Source organism: Gilliamella sp. Nev3-1, assembly GCF_001690435.1.
Classification (GTDB): domain Bacteria; phylum Pseudomonadota; class Gammaproteobacteria; order Enterobacterales; family Orbaceae; genus Gilliamella; species Gilliamella apicola_C.
Genome location: NZ_LZHN01000040.1, coordinates 80,815 through 100,585, shown reverse-complemented (window position 1 = coordinate 100,585; position 19,771 = coordinate 80,815). Strand labels below are relative to the sequence as shown.

Annotated in this window: 14 protein-coding genes and 2 pseudogenes; 3 read left to right on the top strand and 13 right to left on the bottom strand. The window is 36.4% G+C overall.

Annotation, left to right across the window (positions count from 1 at the left end):
• Nucleotides 1-33: 33 nt before the first annotated feature.
• A complete protein-coding gene (locus A9G40_RS06865) occupies nucleotides 34-1,959 on the bottom strand; it encodes an ABC transporter ATP-binding protein (RefSeq protein ID WP_065582436.1) in 1,926 nt (641 codons plus the stop codon).
• Nucleotides 1,960-2,157: 198 nt separating this feature from the next.
• Between A9G40_RS06865 and A9G40_RS06860 the strand changes: the two genes are divergently transcribed.
• Nucleotides 2,158-4,326, top strand: coding sequence for a MerC domain-containing protein (locus A9G40_RS06860; RefSeq protein ID WP_065582435.1), 2,169 nt, complete (start codon nucleotides 2,158-2,160; stop codon nucleotides 4,324-4,326).
• Nucleotides 4,327-4,392: 66 nt separating this feature from the next.
• On the opposite strand, the gene glyA is transcribed toward A9G40_RS06860, so the two are convergent.
• The 4 genes from glyA to A9G40_RS06840 all read right to left on the bottom strand — a co-directional run bounded on the left by glyA (nucleotide 4,393) and on the right by A9G40_RS06840 (nucleotide 8,665).
• On the bottom strand, nucleotides 4,393-5,649 hold the full coding sequence (gene glyA / locus A9G40_RS06855; RefSeq protein ID WP_065582434.1) for a serine hydroxymethyltransferase: 1,257 nt from the start codon (nucleotides 5,647-5,649) through the stop codon (nucleotides 4,393-4,395).
• A gap of 329 nt (nucleotides 5,650-5,978) precedes the next feature.
• Nucleotides 5,979-7,340, bottom strand: a complete 1,362-nt coding sequence (gene mnmE, locus A9G40_RS06850) for a tRNA uridine-5-carboxymethylaminomethyl(34) synthesis GTPase MnmE (protein WP_065582433.1) — start codon at nucleotides 7,338-7,340, stop codon at nucleotides 5,979-5,981.
• Between the two features lie 166 nt (nucleotides 7,341-7,506).
• Nucleotides 7,507-8,091 (bottom strand): YdcF family protein, encoded by a 585-nt coding sequence (locus tag A9G40_RS06845; RefSeq protein WP_065582478.1) that lies wholly within the window; start codon nucleotides 8,089-8,091, stop codon nucleotides 7,507-7,509.
• Nucleotides 8,092-8,095: 4 nt separating this feature from the next.
• Nucleotides 8,096-8,665 (bottom strand): DNA-3-methyladenine glycosylase I, encoded by a 570-nt coding sequence (locus A9G40_RS06840; RefSeq protein ID WP_065582432.1) that lies wholly within the window; start codon nucleotides 8,663-8,665, stop codon nucleotides 8,096-8,098.
• A 230-nt stretch (nucleotides 8,666-8,895) separates the two neighbouring features.
• Between A9G40_RS06840 and A9G40_RS06835 the strand changes: the two genes are divergently transcribed.
• Together A9G40_RS06835 and A9G40_RS06830 are read left to right on the top strand one after the other, a co-directional pair.
• Nucleotides 8,896-10,245, top strand: coding sequence for an MFS transporter (locus tag A9G40_RS06835; protein WP_065582431.1), 1,350 nt, complete (start codon nucleotides 8,896-8,898; stop codon nucleotides 10,243-10,245).
• A gap of 123 nt (nucleotides 10,246-10,368) precedes the next feature.
• Nucleotides 10,369-11,828: pseudogene (locus tag A9G40_RS06830) on the top strand (IS1182 family transposase).
• A gap of 57 nt (nucleotides 11,829-11,885) precedes the next feature.
• On the opposite strand, the gene gorA reads toward A9G40_RS06830, so the two are convergent.
• From gorA to nadR, 8 genes and pseudogenes are all read right to left on the bottom strand, one after another.
• Nucleotides 11,886-13,238, bottom strand: coding sequence for a glutathione-disulfide reductase (gene gorA, locus A9G40_RS06825; RefSeq protein ID WP_065582430.1), 1,353 nt, complete (start codon nucleotides 13,236-13,238; stop codon nucleotides 11,886-11,888).
• Nucleotides 13,239-13,511: 273 nt separating this feature from the next.
• Complete coding sequence (hldE, locus tag A9G40_RS06820; protein WP_065582429.1) at nucleotides 13,512-14,936, bottom strand: bifunctional D-glycero-beta-D-manno-heptose-7-phosphate kinase/D-glycero-beta-D-manno-heptose 1-phosphate adenylyltransferase HldE; 1,425 nt, start codon at nucleotides 14,934-14,936, stop codon at nucleotides 13,512-13,514.
• A gap of 49 nt (nucleotides 14,937-14,985) precedes the next feature.
• Complete coding sequence (tatC, locus tag A9G40_RS06815; RefSeq protein WP_065582428.1) at nucleotides 14,986-15,753, bottom strand: twin-arginine translocase subunit TatC; 768 nt, start codon at nucleotides 15,751-15,753, stop codon at nucleotides 14,986-14,988.
• Between the two features lie 56 nt (nucleotides 15,754-15,809).
• A pseudogene (gene tatB / locus A9G40_RS06810) lies at nucleotides 15,810-16,091 on the bottom strand (Sec-independent protein translocase protein TatB); the annotation flags it as partial.
• Nucleotides 16,092-16,094: 3 nt separating this feature from the next.
• Nucleotides 16,095-16,313, bottom strand: coding sequence for a twin-arginine translocase TatA/TatE family subunit (gene tatA / locus A9G40_RS06805; RefSeq protein ID WP_065579593.1), 219 nt, complete (start codon nucleotides 16,311-16,313; stop codon nucleotides 16,095-16,097).
• Between the two features lie 70 nt (nucleotides 16,314-16,383).
• Nucleotides 16,384-17,925, bottom strand: a complete 1,542-nt coding sequence (ubiB, locus tag A9G40_RS06800; protein WP_065582427.1) for a ubiquinone biosynthesis regulatory protein kinase UbiB — start codon at nucleotides 17,923-17,925, stop codon at nucleotides 16,384-16,386.
• A 14-nt stretch (nucleotides 17,926-17,939) separates the two neighbouring features.
• Nucleotides 17,940-18,716: a bifunctional demethylmenaquinone methyltransferase/2-methoxy-6-polyprenyl-1,4-benzoquinol methylase UbiE gene (gene ubiE, locus A9G40_RS06795; protein ID WP_065582426.1), complete on the bottom strand. Its 777-nt coding sequence runs from the start codon at nucleotides 18,714-18,716 to the stop codon at nucleotides 17,940-17,942.
• 61 nt (nucleotides 18,717-18,777) lie between these two features.
• Entirely contained in the window at nucleotides 18,778-19,713 is a 936-nt protein-coding gene (nadR, locus tag A9G40_RS06790) for a multifunctional transcriptional regulator/nicotinamide-nucleotide adenylyltransferase/ribosylnicotinamide kinase NadR (RefSeq protein ID WP_065582425.1), read from the bottom strand.
• Between the last annotated feature and the right edge of the window lie 58 nt (nucleotides 19,714-19,771).

The following is a 19,771-nucleotide window of genomic DNA, read 5'->3' as shown; positions in this document are numbered from 1 at the left end:
CCAATAAATAATGCTGAAAATAACACTCTTACATTATGATTTACTTAAAGACTCTAACTGTTCCCAGCGTTCAAAAGCAGATTCTAATTCGGCTTCTTTGTCGGTCAAAGATTGTAAGATTGGACCTGTAACCTCGTGGGGTTGATTAAAAAAGTCGCTTTGACTAATCTGTGCTTGTAAATCAGCAATGGCTAATTCTAATTGTTCTATTTTGCTTGGTAATTGTGTTAACTCTCGTTGTTCATTATAACTCAGCTTAACCTTCTTTTTAGTGGCTTGATCATTGCTTTTGTTATTCGCCGTGCTTAATGCTTTTTTAGGCTGTTTAACATCATTAACTGTCGCTACTTTAACCGGTTGTGCTTGTTGCTGTTGTTGCAGAGCATCGGCATAACCACCGGCATAAATACCAATATGCCCTTTGTCCTCAAAAAAACAACATTGGGTAACCACATTATCAACAAACTGCCGATCATGACTAACTAGTAAGACTGTTCCCTGATAATCATTAACCAACTCTTCTAACAATTCCAGTGTTTCAATATCCAGATCATTGGTCGGTTCATCAAGTATTAATAAATTACTAGGCTTTAAAAATAGTTTAGCCAGCAATAAACGATTACGCTCCCCACCTGATAATGCACGAACAGGTGTTCGGGCGCGTTTTGGCGGGAATAAAAAATCTTGCAGATAACCAAGTACATGACGTGATCGTCCATTAACCATCACTTCTTGTTTACCTTCAGCTAAATTATCCATCACGGTTTTTTCAGGATCGAGCTCTAACCGATATTGATCAAAATAAGCTACTTCAAGCTTGGTACCGCAATGCACACTACCTGATGTTGGCGTTAAATTACCCAACATCAGTTTTAACAACGTTGTTTTACCAATACCATTAGGGCCAATTAAAGCAATCTTATCACCTCGTAATACTTGTACAGAAAAATCATTAACGAGCAACTTATCCCCAATCTGATAGGTCACATTTTCAAGCTCAAAAACGATTTTTCCTGAACGTAATGCCTCTTCAATTTGCATTTTGGCACTACCCATCACTTGGCGACGCTCGCTATACTCTTGGCGCATTGCTTTTAATGCACGTACTCGCCCTTCATTACGTGTACGGCGTGCTTTAATCCCTTGGCGAATCCAGACCTCTTCTTGGGCTAATTTCTTATCAAATTCGGCATTTTGCAACTCTTCAACACGTAGTGCTTCTTCTTTGCCAATTAAATAGTTATCGTAATTACCACTCCAAGAGGCTATTTTGCCGCGATCTAAATCAATAATGCGTGTTGCCATTTGGCGAATAAAAGAGCGATCATGAGAAATAAATACAATACTGCCATTAAAGCTTTTTAAAAACTCTTCTAACCATTTTATAGTTTGAATATCTAAATGGTTGGTTGGTTCATCAAGCAATAAAACCGACGGTTGGCAAACCAAAGCTCTGGCCAATGCGGCTTTACGAAGCCAGCCACCAGATAGCGAAGATAGCAAAGCATCGCCATCAAGCGATAGCGACGAAATAACATTATGAATACGACTATCTAATTGCCAGCCATTTTGGTGATCTAATTGCTCTTGCATTTTAGCTAATTTGGTTAAATTGCTTTCGCAAGGGTCTTGCTCTACTTGATGTGCCAAATCGTAATAATCACGTAATAATTGCGCTTGTTCATGCAACCCTTCGGCCACAAAGTCAAATACATTGCCTTGCACATCGCGAGGAGGATCTTGTTGCAAACGTGAAACAATCACATTATTTTCATAAATAATTTGACCTTCATCTAATGGTATTTCTTTGTTTAATACTTTCAGTAACGTTGATTTGCCCGCACCATTACGACCAACAAGGCAAACTCGTTCGTTTGGTTCAATAGACATATCAATATGATCGAGCAGTGGCGCATCACTAAATGAAAGGTAAGCATTGGTAAGATTAATTAATGACATAATGGTGATTTTTATTTGGATATTAAGTAATAAGGCATTATTCTACCATAAAGTTAGCCAAGGCAAATAAATCAAAAAATAAAGAAGCACTAATAGGTCTCACAAATATTAGAAATCACTGTTCTATCCTATAAAAAAAAATAAATACTGTTATATTAATGAATAAAAATATTAATGAGTTTCGGTGTGGAGATTATTATGAGCCATATGTGGACATTCCAGCGCGTTGGTGGGTTGGATCAAGTTGTATTTAAAAGTGCTGATGACATTATCAATTTACCAGATTTAGACCCTAAATTATGGGTAGCATTAAGCTGCCCAACAACAGGGTTAGATTTTGACGAGCGAACCTTAGCATTACTTGATTCAGATCAAGATGGACGTATTCGCATTCCTGATATTTTAGATGCTATCAGTTGGACACAAGATAAAATCGTGTCATTTGATAGCATTTTAACAATGAGTGAAACACTACCTTTATCACAAATTAAAACGTCTACCCCACAAGGGGAAAAACTCTCTACTACGGCACGGAGTATTTTGGCTAGTTTGAATAAAAGTAATGTGGATTATTTAACACAAGATGATATATGGCAATCAATTAAAACCAATGCTGATAAACTTTATAATGGCGATTTAATCTTCCCTGCATCAAGTGAATTATCAAGCGACATGCAAACCTTTATTCAAACAGCAATCAAAACCACTGGTGCACAAAAAGATATGAGTGGACAAGAGGGGATTGATTTAAACATTGCCACCACATTTGTTGAAAACTTAAAAACTTGGTTGCAATGGCAAGCAAAAATAAATAATACCGATACACCATTTGGTGAAAATAGCGCTGAAATATGGAAGCTAATTCAACTATTAAAACCCAAAATTGATGATTATTTTTTACGTGTTGAATTGGCGCAATATGCCCCACAAGCACAAACAGCGCTTAACGTAGACGAAAAGTATATCGTACCGACACAAAATGGATTATTGTCTGATGAGGCTTTAGCCGAATTACCTCTATCAAAAATCGACACAGTTGAGGTGCTTGATTTAGTCAATGGAATAAACCCTCTTTGGAAAACTAAAATTAGTCGGTTTAAAACATTAGTAGAAACATCCTTATCCAATTCAGACCAGCTAACACAGCAAGAATGGCAACATATTCAACAGAGCTTGCAAGTTTACGCTAAACTGATTAGTTCTAAGCCCGAATTAGCACAATTAACTGTTGCAATTGAACCCTCTGCTAGCATAGAAGATATACCAAGCAATCTCATGATTAGCCTCGCTAACGACGATTTGTTAACCGAATTTAAGCAAATGGTTGAACAAGATAATAAAACACCAATATCGGCGTCAGATATTCTTATATTAGAAAAATTAGTTTTATTTCATAAACATTTATATCGTTTATTGGTTAACTTTGCGTCTTTTGCTGACTTCTTCTCACCAAATACGCGAGCTGCATTTCAGCTTGGTAAGCTTTATATTGATGGTCGCTGTGCAACCCTTTGCGTTGCAGTTGATAATATTGCTAAGCACGTAACAATGGCAAATTATTCCGAACTTTGTTTACTTTATTGTGAATGCACAAGGCATGGGCAAAAGCAACTCATTGCCGCGGCAATGACAGCAGGGCAAGGCGACTTATTGCTTGAAGGTCGCAATGGTGTATTTATCGATAATAAAGGAAATGATTGGGATGCCAATGTGGTTAAAATAATCACTAAGCCAATTAGCATTCAACAAGCAATTTTAGCACCTTATCAACGTATTGGTCGCTGTATTACTGAACAAATTAACAAATGGGCTAGCAGTAAAGATGCCAATATTGAAAAATCAAGTGAACAAGCTTTGCAAAACCCAGCAAATAAATTTGATATTGGTAAAAGCGTTGGTATTTTTGCCGCAATTGGTTTAGCTGTAGGTGCAATAGGTACGGCATTAGCCTCTATTTTTCAAGCAATTTTTTCGCTAACTTGGTGGCAATTTCCTTTATTCTTTATTGGATTATTCTTAATTATTTCAGGACCGTCTGTTATTTTGGCATGGTTAAAGTTACGACGTAGAACTCTAGGTCCACTACTTGAAGCATCAGGTTGGGCAATTAATGGCCAAGTTAAAATCAACTTAATGTTGGGTAGTTTGCTCACCAGCAAAGCTGAACTGCCATCAAACGCAAAACGCAATTTGCGTGACCCAATGAAAAACAACAGCAACAAAGTTTTAATTGCCGCTTTTGGGTTAGCTATTTTACTTGGTGTTGGTGCAACGGGAGGTTGGTTATGGCACAAAGGTTATTTAGAACACTATATTGAACTACAAAAGCAAGAAAAAGCCCAAGATAATACAACGAATGATAAATAAAAATCATTTTATAAAACAAGCTATCAAAAAAATCGCCGACAATAGTCGGCGATTTTTTATCAATAATTAATGCTGATAAACTGGTAATCGACGGCAAATAGTTAACACTTTTTCTTTCACTGTTTGAATGGTTTGTTCATCATCAATATTGTCTAACACGTCACAAATCCAATTGGCCAAATCACGTGATTCGGCTTCTTTAAAGCCTCGACGAGTAATAGCTGGTGTACCAATACGCACACCCGATGTTACAAATGGGCTTTGCGGATCTTTAGGTACGCTATTTTTATTAACAGTAATATTAGCACTACCCAAAGCGGCATCAGCTTCTTTACCTGTAATATTTTTGTCGACTAAATCAATTAAGAATAGGTGATTGTTTGTTTCACCAGATACCACTTTATAACCACGATTTAAAATCACTTCCACCATAGCTTTAGCATTGTTAACTACTTGATGTTGATATTGTTTATACGCAGGTTCCATGGCTTCTTTTAATGCAACAGCTTTAGCAGCAATCACATGCATTAAAGGACCGCCTTGTGCCCCAGGGAAAACTGCTGAATTTAGTTTTTTATATAAGTCCTCACTACCACCTTTAGCTAAAATTAATCCCCCTCGTGGGCCTCCTAGGGTTTTATGTGTTGTAGTGGTAACAACATGCGCATAAGGAACAGGATTTGGATAAACGCCCGCTGCAACTAAACCTGCTACATGCGCCATATCCACAAATAAGTAAGCGCCTACACTATCGGCAATTTCGCGCATACGCTTCCAATCAACCACGCCAGAGTAAGCCGAAAATCCGCCAATAATCATTTTAGGTTTTGATGCTTGAGCAATGTTAGCCAGCTGTTGATAATCAATATGACCAGAATCATCAACGCCATAAGAAACAACATGATAAAGTTTGCCTGAAAAGCTCACTGGCGAACCATGCGTTAAATGACCACCCTCGGATAAATTCATACCTAAAACGGTATCCCCTGTTTTTAACAGTGCCATATAAACCGCAAAATTAGCTTGCGAACCCGAATGCGGCTGCACATTGGCATAATCCGCGCTAAATAACTCCTTAGCACGATCTATTGCTAATTTTTCAACAATATCAACATATTCACAACCACCATAATAGCGTTTGCCAGGATAACCTTCAGCATATTTATTGGTAAGTTGTGAGCCTTGCGCTTGCATTACTCGTGGGCTGGTATAGTTTTCTGATGCGATCAGTTCAAGATGATCTTCTTGACGTTGTTCTTCGCCTTTAATGGCATCCCACAATTCCTTATCATAATCGGCAATAGTCATATTTTTACTAAACATGTTGACTCCTTATTGTTCATTGCATTAGTCTTAAAGGCTTTGCTATACATAGTGTATAAAAATATTACTGTCAGTTATCCTTACTTAATTAACGTGCGATTTCAATCTTTTTTTAAGGTTATAAAAAAAATTTATGACAAATCGATATTAAGAATAACGCATTTACAAATCATCATTAAAATAGTGGTTTAATGTGGATATATTTAATATTTTCAAAAACAAGGAAGTATTTGCATACTGTGAATAAAAGACTGCCAAAAAAGAGTGCATTTTTACCTCTAAAAGTTGTTCAGAAAACCTATTGATTTTATTAATTTTTTTAATTGCATTTACTTACCAATACAAAACGAACTAAATATACGGCCTAATAAGTCATTGGAGGTAAATTCTCCCGTGATTTCGCTTAAAGCTTCTTGAGCTAACCTTAGCTCTTCAGCTAACAATTCACCAGCATGAAAAACAACGAGTTGATGTTTGCCATTGTTTAAGTGCTGAGCTGCCTTTTCGAGTGCTTGTAGGTGGCGGCGGCGTGCTAAAAATCCTCCCTCGGTACTACTGGTATAGCCCATGGCTTGTTTTAGATGATCACGTAGCAGTTCTATTCCCTCACCTGTTCGTGCAGATAGTTGGATCTGCGAGTAACCATTTGCTTCGCTATAACCTAGCGATTCGCCAGTTAAATCTGCTTTATTGCGAATAACAGTAACAGGCAAATTTTTAGGTAAGCGTTCAATAAATTCTGGCCATAATTTTTCGGGATTGGATTCGATCGTTGTTGTGCTGTCGACCATAAACAATACTCTATCTGCTTGTTCAATTTCTTGCCAAGCTCGCTCAATACCAATTCGCTCCACTTCATCACTGGCTTCACGTAGACCTGCGGTGTCAATAATATGTAACGGCATACCATCGATATGAATATGTTCACGTAGTACATCTCGGGTCGTTCCTGCTATATCAGTCACTATGGCGGCATCACGCCCTGCTAGTGCATTAAGCAAGCTTGATTTACCCGCATTAGGGCGCCCAGCAATGACCACCTTCATTCCTTCTCGTAACAGTGTTCCTTGCTTAGCTTCTTGGCGAACTTCAGCTAAGCGAGTAATTACTTCATTTAGCTGAGCCTCAATTTTACCATCCGATAAAAAGTCTATTTCTTCTTCAGGAAAATCAATTGCTGCTTCGGTAAAAATGCGTAAATGGATTAATGATTCAACCAGTGTATTTACTTTTTTAGAAAATACACCTTGCAAAGATGATATTGCAGATTTTGCTGCTTGTTCTGAACTTGCATCAATTAAATCAGCAATGGCTTCTGCTTGGGCAAGATCTAGCTTATCATTTAAAAATGCGCGCTCTGAAAATTCACCAGGGTGTGCAATACGGACATTAGGCACTTCCAGAACTCGTTTTAACAATAAATCGAGAATAACTGGCCCACCATGCCCTTGTAGCTCAAGCACATCTTCGCCAGTAAATGAATGTGGATTTGGAAAAAATAAAGCGATACCTTCATCTAAAGTTGAACCATCTGATGCTAAAAAAGGTAAATAATCAGCGTGGCGTGGTTTAGGTAATTTACCTAATATAGATTGAGCTACTGCTCGGGCTTGAGATCCCGAAATACGTAAAATCCCAACACCTCCACGGCCAGGTGGGGTTGCCTGTGCAACAATAGTATCTAAATTCATATGTATTAATTTCTAAATTAAATAGCAATGTGCCATAATATCATGGACAAGATGCCAAAAACAGCTACTGCTTACTTATCTAGTGATGATAAGAATGAGCTATATTCAAAAAATATATAAAAGAATCAAAAGATTTGATAAGTTGTTAAAAACTACCATACCTAATTTAATTTTTAGGGTGATCAAATAACCAAGAATTAGCCAAAGCAAGTGGTTCTCTTATCATTGCAATATATTTATCAAAATTAGAAAAGCTCAAGGGCGCTGACAATCCAGATACATCATTAAATCCTGAGCGTTTAGCCAGCATTACTGAACGTAATAAATGAAAATCATTAGTTACAACTATCGTTTTTCCTAATGGTAAAATGCGATTAGCATACACGAATTGTTGCGCAGTTCGGGTTGATTTATCTTCAATATAGATTCGTGAAGCATCTATTCCTTTATTCACTAAGTAATTAAACATCACACTGGCTTCACTTGCTGATTCATCTTTACCTTGTCCACCACAAACAACGACTTTAGTTTGAAGATTATTTTGTAAGTAAGTAGCAGCAATATCTAAACGAATTTGTAAAGTTAAAGGCGCTGTAGCTGGCGTGCCGACAACTTGAGATCCTAACACAACCATAGTTTCAGCATTATCAACGGGCTTTTGTTGTGCATAAATAAAAATAATAATATTACAGACAATAAAATAACTTAATATAGTGATTACGGAATACTTTAATAACTTCAATATATTCATTAAATTAACATCCTTTTTTAAAGCAATTCTGAAAATGATCATCAACCAGTCCCATTGATTGCATAAAAGCATAACAAATTGTGGAGCCAACAAAACTAAAGCCTCTTTTTTTTAACTCCCTTGACATGTTGTCAGATATTTCGGTGCTTACAGGTACTTCACTTTTATCTTTAAAGTGGTTAATAATGGGTTTACCGTTTACAAAAGACCAGATAAATTGCGAGAAATCTTCCCCTTTTTTTTGCATGTTTAAATAAGCATGGGCATTTTTGACAATGCTATTTAATTTTAAACGATTACGGATCAATCCTTTATTTTCAAGTAATTGCTCAATATCTTCAGTTGACAATCTTATGATTTTTTTAGGGTCAAAATTGAAAAAGCAGCGGCGATATTCATCACGCTTTTTCAAAACAGTAATCCATGATAACCCTGCTTGTTGCCCTTCAAGGCAAATCATTTCAAATAATTTAAGACTATTATGTTGAACAATGCCCCATTCGTTATCGTGGTAATGAATATATATGGGATCATTCAAAACCCAATCACAACGTACTTTTTCGTTATTTTGCATCAAATTTTACCTAGCTTATCTATTATTAATTATGCTTTATGTCGATTTGTATTTTTTAAGCATAAATTGGTTGGATTATAAATCAAATAAGTTGATTTGTTGTATACATTAAATTTTTTTATGATGAAAAAAAGGACTTTTTTTTATGGCAGAATGAAGCTCACATTTTTATCTTAAATCAATAAAAGACAGTTCTTTATTTTTTACTTAATTTAATAATAAGGTTTTCCATGAGTCAGTCTGAGATCAACACTGAATGGCAGCCTAGCGCTCGACCATTAACTTGTCAGGATTTTAAAACGTTAGTTTTATCCTCTTTAGGTGGTACATTAGAATTTTATGATTTTGTTATCTATGCACTTTACATTGATACCATCGTCAAGCCACTCTTTTTACCGCATACACTTTCACCATTAACGTTAGATTTGTTTGCTTGGGGTATTTTTGCTGCCGGTTATTTAGTTCGCCCTGTTGGTGGCATTATTATGGCTCACTTTGGTGATAAAGTTGGGCGTAAAAAAATGTTTACCTTAAGTGTTGCTATGATGGCTCTACCAACATTTATCATTGGTATATTGCCAACTTACGATATGATTGGCATTTTTGCACCGCTGTTATTGTTAGTAATGCGAATGCTACAAGGTGCTGCTATAGGTGGCGAAATGCCAGGTGCGTGGGTGTTTATTGCTGAACATGTGCCAAAGCAACGTTATGGGCTTGGTGTAGGGACATTAACTTCTGGCATCACTGGTGGTATTTTACTTGGGTTTATTGTAACTATTATTATTGATCTTTGTTTTACTAAACAAAATATTTTAGATTATGCTTGGCGTATTCCGTTTATTATTGGTGGTATTTTTGGCATTATTTCAGTTTATTTAAGACGTTTTCTCTCTGAAACACCTATTTTTAAAGAGTTAGCCGCCCGTAAAGCTATCGAAAAAAATATTCCTGTAGTTACAGTGCTACAGAAACACAAAACAGCATGTGTGATTGTTGCATTACTAACTTGGTCGTTATCAACAGCAATTATGGTGGGGATTTTAATTACTCCTGGACGTATTGTCGGTGGAATGTATCACTTTACTAACCTTGATTGGCGTGTTGGCGGTTGTATTGCAGCATTAACATTAACAATCGGCTGTGTTATTTCCGGTTGGCTAGAAGACAAGTTAGGAACCACTAAAACCGTTGTCATTACTTGGGGTGGGTTGGCTATTACTAGTATCTACTTTTATAGCTCCTTAAGTCCAGAAATATCGTTAACTCAACTTTATTGGACATGGGCTGCATTTGGTCTTTTCATTGGGGCTATCGCTATGACACCAATTATTGGAACGAGAACTTTTCCTCCAGCTATTCGCTATTCTGGCTTATCGTTTTCTTACAATTTAGCCTATGCACTATTTAGTGCATTTACACCGACTTTAACAATTTATCTATTAAGCCCTGAACATTTATTAGGTCAGTATAGTTATCTTGGTGCAGGCCTTTATATCTCTTTTGTGGCATTAATTGCGATTGCTGTCGGTTTCTACCCACTTGCAAAACAAGGATGGAATAGTAACTCGGGTCATTAATCAGTAACTACAACCAATAAAAAGCAGGGCTTTTACCCTGCTTCAGATTGATGACAAAGAACTCGCTTTTTGACGAGTTCTTTGATCTAATAGAGAGGAGTCCATTATAAGAGAAGTTCTTCTATGCTAAAAAAACCAACTCCAGCGACACCAGAAAAAATAGAGCAAATCTCGCTAGATGCGCTTGTCCCTCAAAATCATCTTGTTCGTAAAATAGCTAAAGTCATTGATTTTGAATTTATTCGAGAAGCGGTAGCACCACTTTATTGCCCTAATAACGGTCGTCCGGCAGAAGATCCGGTCAGACTGTTTAAAATCATGTTATTGGGATATCTTTTCGGTATCCCCAGTGAACGTCGTCTGGTTCAGGAAATTCAGGTCAATTTAGCTTACCGCTGGTTTCTGGGAATGGGATTAACCGAAAAAGTGATTGACGCCTCAACACTTAGCCAAAATCGTCGCCGTCGGTTTAATGACAGTGAAATCTATCAACAGATTTTTGATAATATTGTTGAGCAGGCCATTGCCAAAGGGTTGATAAGTGGTCGGGTTTTATATACGGACAGTACTCACCTAAAAGCAAATGCCAATAAAGGCAAAGCACGTAATGAGCAGCATATTGTTGAGCCCAGTCAATATATTGATGCGCTTAATCAAGCCATCAACACAGAAAGAGAATTAAACGGAAAAAAGCCTTAAAGCCATCGACGGTAGAGAAATACAAGGAGGTTAAAGTCAGTACAACAGATCCAGACAGTGGCTTTATGCATCGGGAAGGCAAGCCTAAAGGATTCTTCTACTTAGATCACCGAACGGTTGATGGCAAACATAATTTAATTACCGATACCTATGTCACTGCCGGAAATATCCATGATTCCCAGCCTTATATGGCTCGATTAAAACGCCAGCCAGAGCGGTTTGGCTTTAATCCGGTTGGTGTCGGTCTTGATGCGGGTTATTTTACGGCTCCCATTTGCCATTTACTGCTGGCAGAGCAGATATATCCGGTGTTGGGTTATCGCCGCCCCACCCATGGTGCGAATCCCATCAGAAAAAAGCAGTTTATCTATAACAGTCAAAACGATACTTATACTTGCCCAAACGGGCAAACATTAATATATAAAACTACCAGCAGGGAAGGTTATCGTCATTATCATTCTGATGCAACAACCTGCAAAATCTGTCCGTTATTGTCACAGTGTACACAGAGTAAAAATACACAGAAAGTCATCACACGGCATATCTGGGAAGCAGATAAAGAGAAAGCCAACGAGATTCGTTTAAGTCAGTAGGGTAAAAAAGTCTATGCTCGGCGAAAAGAAACGATAGAGCGCAGCTTTGCTGATGCTAAACGACATCACGGACATCGCTATGCACGATTTAGAGGAAGAGCGCAGGTTCAAATGCAGTGTTTATTGGCCGCAACGGCTCAAAATATCAAGAAAATAGCGATAAAGCTATTTTTGTTACGTTTTTTTAAGCTATTTTTTAATTTATTTAATAAAATCCAAATTAAAAATCCTATTTATGGTTTAAATAAAAAAATAAACCCCGAATTATATCGAGGTTTGTCATCAATCTGAAGCAGGGCTTTTACCCTGCTTTTTATTTTAATGTGTACTACACAATAACTGATACTATTAACGCATTGTGACAAACTCTTCAGCTGCGGTTGGGTGAATTGCCACGGTATTATCAAAGTCTTTTTTAGTAGCGCCCATTTTTAATGCCACTGCAAAACCTTGTAGTATTTCGTCCATACCATAACCAATGCCATGAATACCGACGATTTTTTCATCTTTACCTACACAAACTAGCTTCATGCGACATGGTTGGCGATGTTGAGTAACTGCGGTATACATTGCTGTAAATGTTGATTGATAAACTTTTACATTTTCAGATCCATATTGCTTTATTGCGTCTGGTTCTGTTAAGCCTACGGTACCAATTGCCGGATGAGTAAATACTACAGTTGGAATATTACTGTAATCTAAATGTTCATCAGGTTTATTGTTAAATAGCCTTTCTGATAAACGACGTCCAGCAGCAACCGCAACAGGGGTTAATGCTGTTGCGCCTGTATCATCACCGACTGAATAAACTCCTGATATATTAGTATTTTGATATTTATCAACTATCACAAAACCTTTACTATCAACAGCAATGCCTGCTGCTTGTAAATTCATATCATGGGTCGCAGGTTCACGGCCAATTGCCCAAATTAAGCTATCGACAATATAGCTTTCGCCATTTTCAAGAGTTAATGTTAATGAGTTATCGCTATTTTTAGTAACTGATTTCGGAATGGCAAAAGTATGTAATTGTTGCCCTTCTGTTGCAATCACTTCCATCAAGGTATCAATAATAAGCGGATCAAAAGCTCGTAGTGGCGTAGCGTTACGAATAAATTGGTGTGTTTGTGCACCCAGCGAGTGTAATACGCTTGCAATTTCACAAGCAATATATCCAGCTCCAACAACGGCTACACGTTTGGGTAAGGTTTTTAGAGAAAAAAAGCCATCCGATGTTATACCATATTGAGCACCAGGAATATTCGGGATACTTGGTTTACCACCAACAGCAATCAAAATATGTTCAGCACTATAATGTTCACCATTGACTTCAACTGTATGAGCATCAACGAATTTAGCATAACCATGAATAACATCAACGTTATTGTTATTAAGGACACGATCATAAGATTGATGGATTCTATCAATATAAGCATTTCGGCTGGCAATTAATTTGTCCCAACTGAATTGATTAATGGTGGTATTAAAACCATAATCAGGGCCATAATGATTAATGGCTTCAGCAATTTGTGCACCATACCACATGACTTTTTTGGGCACACAACCAACATTAACACAGGTTCCACCCAATAATTTTGCTTCAATTAGTGCACACTTTTTTCCATAGGATGCCGCTCGGTTAACTGATGCAATTCCTCCACTACCACCACCGATAGCTATATAATCATAATGTTTGGTCATTAAATATCCTTAATACAATTTTCATTAGTTAGCTATTAGCTTTACATAAAACGAAAGATAAAAAAAGTATTCATTCTAAAATTTAATAATAGTTATTAACGATTGATCATGCTAATAATTGTTGATATTTTATTAGTCAGTTACTGAAAATAGTGCTTAGCGTTAACACTATTTTCCAAGAAATGCGTAAAATAGAATAATAAGCAAGTATATTGATATCGGATCATAAATCTTATCAGTGGCACGCTGAAGCAACCGATAAGATTTGTTAATTTAGCGATTTTTTATTGCATTAATAATATTGGTGGTTGAACAACCATCTTCAAAATTGAGGACTTTAACTGTGCCGCCTGCTTCAATGACTTCTTTACCACCGGCGATATTTTCGGGTTTATAATCACCGCCTTTGACTAAGACATCAGGCAAGATACTTGCAATTAAACGTTGTGGTGTTTCTTCTTCAAATGGTACAACCCAGTCAACTGAATTAAGTGCACCAAGTACAATCATACGTTGCATTAGCGGATTAATGGGTCTGGATTCCCCTTTTAATTGTTTAACCGAAGCATCACTATTCACTGCTACAATTAAACGGTCGCCTAGTTTACGCGCATTAGCAAGGTAAGAAACATGTCCTGCGTGTAAAATATCAAAACAACCATTGGTCATAACAATTTTTTCGCCACGCATACGCGCTTTTTTGATTTCTTCTTTAAGTTCTTCTTCTGTCATTACTCCAAAACCGTCATTGGCACGGGCTCGAATGGCATTACTCAATTCAACTTGTGAAACAGTTGAAGTACCTAGTTTACCAACAACCACACCCGCTGCGACATTTGCTAAGAAACAACTTTCTTCTAAAGATTGACCAGCAGCTAATGCTGCAGCTAATGTAGCGATTACTGTATCGCCAGCTCCTGTTACGTCAAAGACTTCTTTTGCTTGAGTTGGTAAGTGGTAAATTGGTTTATCTAACTGTAATAATGTCATGCCTTTTTCGCTACGTGTTACTAGTAAGGCTTTTAGATCATATTGTTTGATGAGTTGATAACCTTTTTCAACAATCTCTTCTTCAGTTTTGCAATGTCCGACTACTGCTTCAAATTCTGACATGTTTGGAGTTAACAATGTCGCCCCGCGGTAACGCTCAAAATCGGTTCCTTTTGGATCGACTAAGATAGGCACATTGGCATGATTAGCAAGCTTAATCATTGATTGAACAGCAGATAACGCACCTTTGGCATAATCCGACAGTACCAAAACTTTATGGGTCGTTAATGCTGATTGAATACGCTCTAGAAGAGGCGTTGCATCAATATTGTTAAATCCTTCTTCAAAATCAAGGCGAATCAATTGTTGATTACGTGATAGAACGCGTAACTTTGTTATGGTTGGGTGTGTTGATACAGAAACAAAATCACATTGAACTTTATGTTTACTTAATTGTTCATTAAGAATTTTTGCTGGTTCATCTATGCCTGTTAGACCGATTAGGCGTACATTACCGCAAAGTGAAGTAATATTCATAGCAACATTGGCAGCACCACCAGGTCGTTCTTCTAACGAGTCAATTTTAACTATAGGTACTGGCGCTTCGGGCGATATACGATTCGTTCCCCCATACCAATAGCGATCCAACATAATATCGCCCACAACTAACACATTGGCGCAATTAAAATCAGGTAATGATGCTTTCATTATGACTCGTTATCCTTAGTTATTTTCAGTTTACTCATTCTATATTTGTTTACGTCTCATCAAAATCATGGTTGTTGTCATCTTCCATTTCGTCATTTTTGCGCGGTTGATAAAAACGGGCAAAAAAAGTGCCAATTTCAAATAGTAAACAAATAGGTACAGCTAATAGTATTTGTGAAAATACGTCTGGAGGGGTAACAAACATAGCAACAGCAAATACCCCAACAATAATATATGGTCGCTTGTTTCGTAAACTTTTTGGTGTAGTTATTCCTGTCCAACAAAGCAAAATAATAGCAACTGGCACTTCGAAAGCAAATCCAAAGACAATAAAGAGTGTCATTACAAAATCAAGATACTTGGTAATATCAGTATTAATCGCCACATCGATCGGTGCGGTATGGATAAAGAAGTAAAACGCTAATGGAAACACAGCGAAGTAAGCAAATGCTATACCAAGATAAAAAAGAATCGTGCTTGATACAATTAACGGCATAACCAGACGTTTCTCATGTTGATATAACGCTGGGGCAATAAATCCCCAAATTTGATATAGCACATAAGGAATTGAAATAAAGATCGCCACTACAACTGTTAACTTAATTGGTGTAAAAAATGGCGCTGCAATATCCGTTGCTATCATATTACTGCCTTGTGGCAATTGACTCATAAGCGGATTTGCCACAATATGATAAATATCATTGGAAAAATAAAGCAAGCAAATTAATACCAGCAAAATACAGATAATACACCGCAAAAGCCGTGTTCTAAGTTCAACAAGATGTCCAATTAATGGTTGAGTAACGTTGTCTGTCATGGTGTATTTTTATCTGTACGAGTTTCAGTATCAATTTTCGTGGCTGAATCGATTTCTTTTTGTAAGGATTCGGTTACACGTTTTAAATCATCAATAGATTCTTGAATTTCTGGTGTAAGTGTTTTTAAACCACTTTGTTCGGCCTTTTTTAAGCTGGCTTGCAACTCTTGCAGTTTGAGCTCTTTATTTAGTTCTAATTGTACCGTAGCAGACATTCGGCGTAGCACTTTTATCCACCCTGTAACTGTTTTTATCGCAATGGGTAGCCGTTCTGGCCCTAAAACTACCAGACCAATAATTAAAACTAATAATAATTGACCAAAACTAATGTCAAACACGGTTTACTCTTTTTTACTCTGATTATTAGCATCAGATGAATCGATATTTTCAGATTTTTGTGAATTATCAGCATCTTTTTTATCGTCATCATCATTCATTGCTTTCTTAAAGCCTTTAATTGATTCGCCAAGATCGGAGCCCAATGAACGTAATTTTTTTGTTCCAAATAACAATACAACAACCGCAATTAATATTAAAAGTTGAGGTAAGCTTGGCATCATGATAATTATCTCCGATGAGGTAAATAACCAAATTATACACGCAAATTATAATATTCCCAAGACAATCAGCTTAATATGAAACCAATATAATAATAGATAAAGCACACACTAACCCCATCATTTTATATAGATTCCGTTCACGCCTTTTACTAAGCTGTAATTCTTGAGTAATTTGTGTTAGTTGGGCACTCATTTGTTTACTGATTCGTTCGTAGTTATTTAATTTTTCGGGTAACTTTGGCAACATAGTTTGCCACGCGGGTAATGATTGCCAAGTTTGTTGTAGTATTTTTTTAGCGCTATATTTATCTTGATACCATTTTTCTAAAAATGGTTTTGCTGTTTTCCATAAATCTAGTTCAGGATAAAGCTGGCGACCTAGCCCTTCAATATAAAATAACGTTTTTTCAAGCAGGGTTAATTGGGGTTGAATATCCATGTCAAATTGGCGAGCAACTTGAAATAATTGTAGCAAAATTTGTGAAAATGAAATTTGGGCAAGGGGTTTTGCAAATGCAGGTTCACAGACGTTACGCATTGCCATTTCAAGCGCCACAACATCAGTTGTTTCTGGTACCCAGCCTGATGTGATATAAATTTGGGCTATTTTGCGATAATCTCGATTAAAAAAGGCTAAAAAGTTTTCAGCAAGATAACGTTGATCATCCTCAGTCAATATACCAATAATGGCACAATCAATGCCAATATAACGGGGGTTTTGTGGTTCGGTAATATCGACAAAAATATTACCGGGATGCATATCTGCATGGAAAAAGTTATCACGAAATAACTGGGTAAAAAATGCCTGAACACCTCGTTCAGCTAGTAATTTCATATTGACGTTATTTTGCTTAAGCTGCTCAATATTTGAGATAGGTATACCTTTAATTCGTTCTTCAACTAACACATTTTTTCGACAAAGGTTATGATATACATAAGGAATATATAAGATATCACTATTAATAAAATTATCGCGCAATCTAATCGTGTTGTAAGCTTCTTTTTGTAAATCTAACTCTTTTAATAGCGTGATTTCATAATCACGCACTATTTCAACAGCTCGCAATTTTTCGCCTGATTTTATGCGATTGGTAAATTGTTTAGCTACCCAATACATTAAACGTATATCAGCTTGAATAATAGGTAAAATATTAGGGCGTAATACTTTAATAATAACTTCAGCTTGGCTATGCTTTAATATTGCTGTATGGACTTGGGCAATCGATGCTGATGCTAATGGTTTTTCATCAAAATGGGAAAAATAATAATCTATTGTTTGACCTAATGCCGATTCAATAAGCTGTTTAGCAATTTGTCCATCAAAAGGAGCAACTTGATCTTGCAATTTGGTCAGCGAATCTGCAATGTGTTTAGGTAAAATATCGCGTCGAGTTGAAACCATCTGCCCAAACTTTATCCATACGGGACCGAGCTCCTGTAGCGCTTGACGTAATCGCTCACCAATTTCTTGATGTTTAGCTTTGGGTCTAATCCAAAATAAACACTTTAAAACCAACCGTGGCCACCTTACTAAATGGTGTTTTGGTAATAATTCATCTAATCGATAAGCACGAAATATCGCAAGTATTTTATAAAGTCGAAAAAAGGTCATTATTTTTTATCGCATCAAAATTTAAAGCCAATATGTAAAGCTACAATGCCACCTGTCATGTTGTGGTATTTCACATCAACAAATCCGGCATCTTCCATCATTTTTTTCAGTGTATTTTGATCAGGATGCATTCGAATTGATTCGGCTAAATAGCGATAACTTTCAGAATCATTTGCCACAATTTTGCCCATTAACGGTAACATAGTAAATGAATATAAGTCGTAAGCTTTATTTAGGATCTGATATTGCGGTTTAGAAAACTCCAGGATTAATAAGCGCCCACCAGGTTTTAATACTCGCCATATAGAGTGTAAAGCCTTTTCTTTATCAGTGACATTGCGCAAGCCAAATGATATGGTTATACAATCAAAATAGTTATCAGCAAAGGGTAACTCCTCTGCATTAGCTTGTACATATTCGATATTTTTAAATAAGCCTTTGTCTCGTAGTTTATCTCGCCCAACTTTTAACATTGATTCGTTTATATCAGCTAAGACAACTAATCCGTCATCACCAACAAGTTGCGAGAATTTTGCCGTTAAATCACCTGTGCCACCTGCTAGATCTAAAACCTTTTGGCCTTTACGCACACTGCTATACTCAATGGTGATTTTTTTCCAAATTCGGTGAATGCCAAATGACATAAGATCATTCATAACATCATATTTATCGGCAACAGAGTGAAATACTTCAGCAACACGTTTTACTTTTTCTTGTTTTGGGACTTGAGTGTAACCAAAATCAATTTTTTCTTGATTTGTATTGTCTTGTTTGTCAGAAGATTGAGACATAAAATTTACCTATCACAAATAATTGGCTTATTTTAGCATAAGCCATAATAAATGTGATGAACTAAATCAATAATGCTTCAATCTTCTTTGAAACAGTTTCAAAATATTCAAGCTGCGAGGATTGAGGATTTAAATCTTTTTCATGAATGACTAAATCAAAATGGCAACTTTCTTTTAAGGCTCTTAAAACGTCATTATTTTTTTTGAAAATTTGACTGTAATATTGTGCAAGTGTTTCAAAATCGATTGAAGTAAAAACAAGTTTATTTGATGTTTCAACGGCTTTTGCAATTCGTTCAACATGTAACATTGCAATTTTCATATAATCGGATTCGCTCAAATAACGTTTATTATGTTGGATTGAAATTTCTCGTTCAATATAATTAATATAGCCATTGGGCACGTATTGAGTATTATAAATATTAGCAAATTGGAGTGGTAAGTCACAAAAACGGCCTTGGCCAATAATAGCTACTTTTTTTACAAAAAAAGGTTTTGCTGCTTGTGCAATAAAATTCCAGTTTTTATATGGATTTTGGCGGATTTGTGTTGCACTAATGTTAACAAATTCTCGATTAGCATCAACAATAACGACTGGGCAATCAAAATAGATCTTATGGTTATTAACATCTTTTGGCTCGCTAGTAAATACCACATTGGGCTTAATTTTATGCTCAGCAAGAATTTGCTTTACCCGATCACTCCAATCTTGCCAACCATTAGGGTAAAACTCAATACCAGCTTCATCAAGTACATGGATATGAATATTATGGCGATCTTTAAATGTCTCTTTTAACCATGAAAAGCGGTCACTTATTTGTGGTTGTTTTGGTAAACGGCTTTGATTAAATAGTTGCTTATCACGCGATGCTTCACATCCCAAAAAGATATGTAATACATCAACTTGGTTCATCGCTTTTTCAATTAGATAAATATGACCACAATGTAAAGGATAAAACTTCCCAAAAATTAAACCAACTTTATGCTTAAAAGTCATGACGCATACCAAAATATATAAAAACTAGTACAATTTACAGAAAAAAAAAGCAATTTCT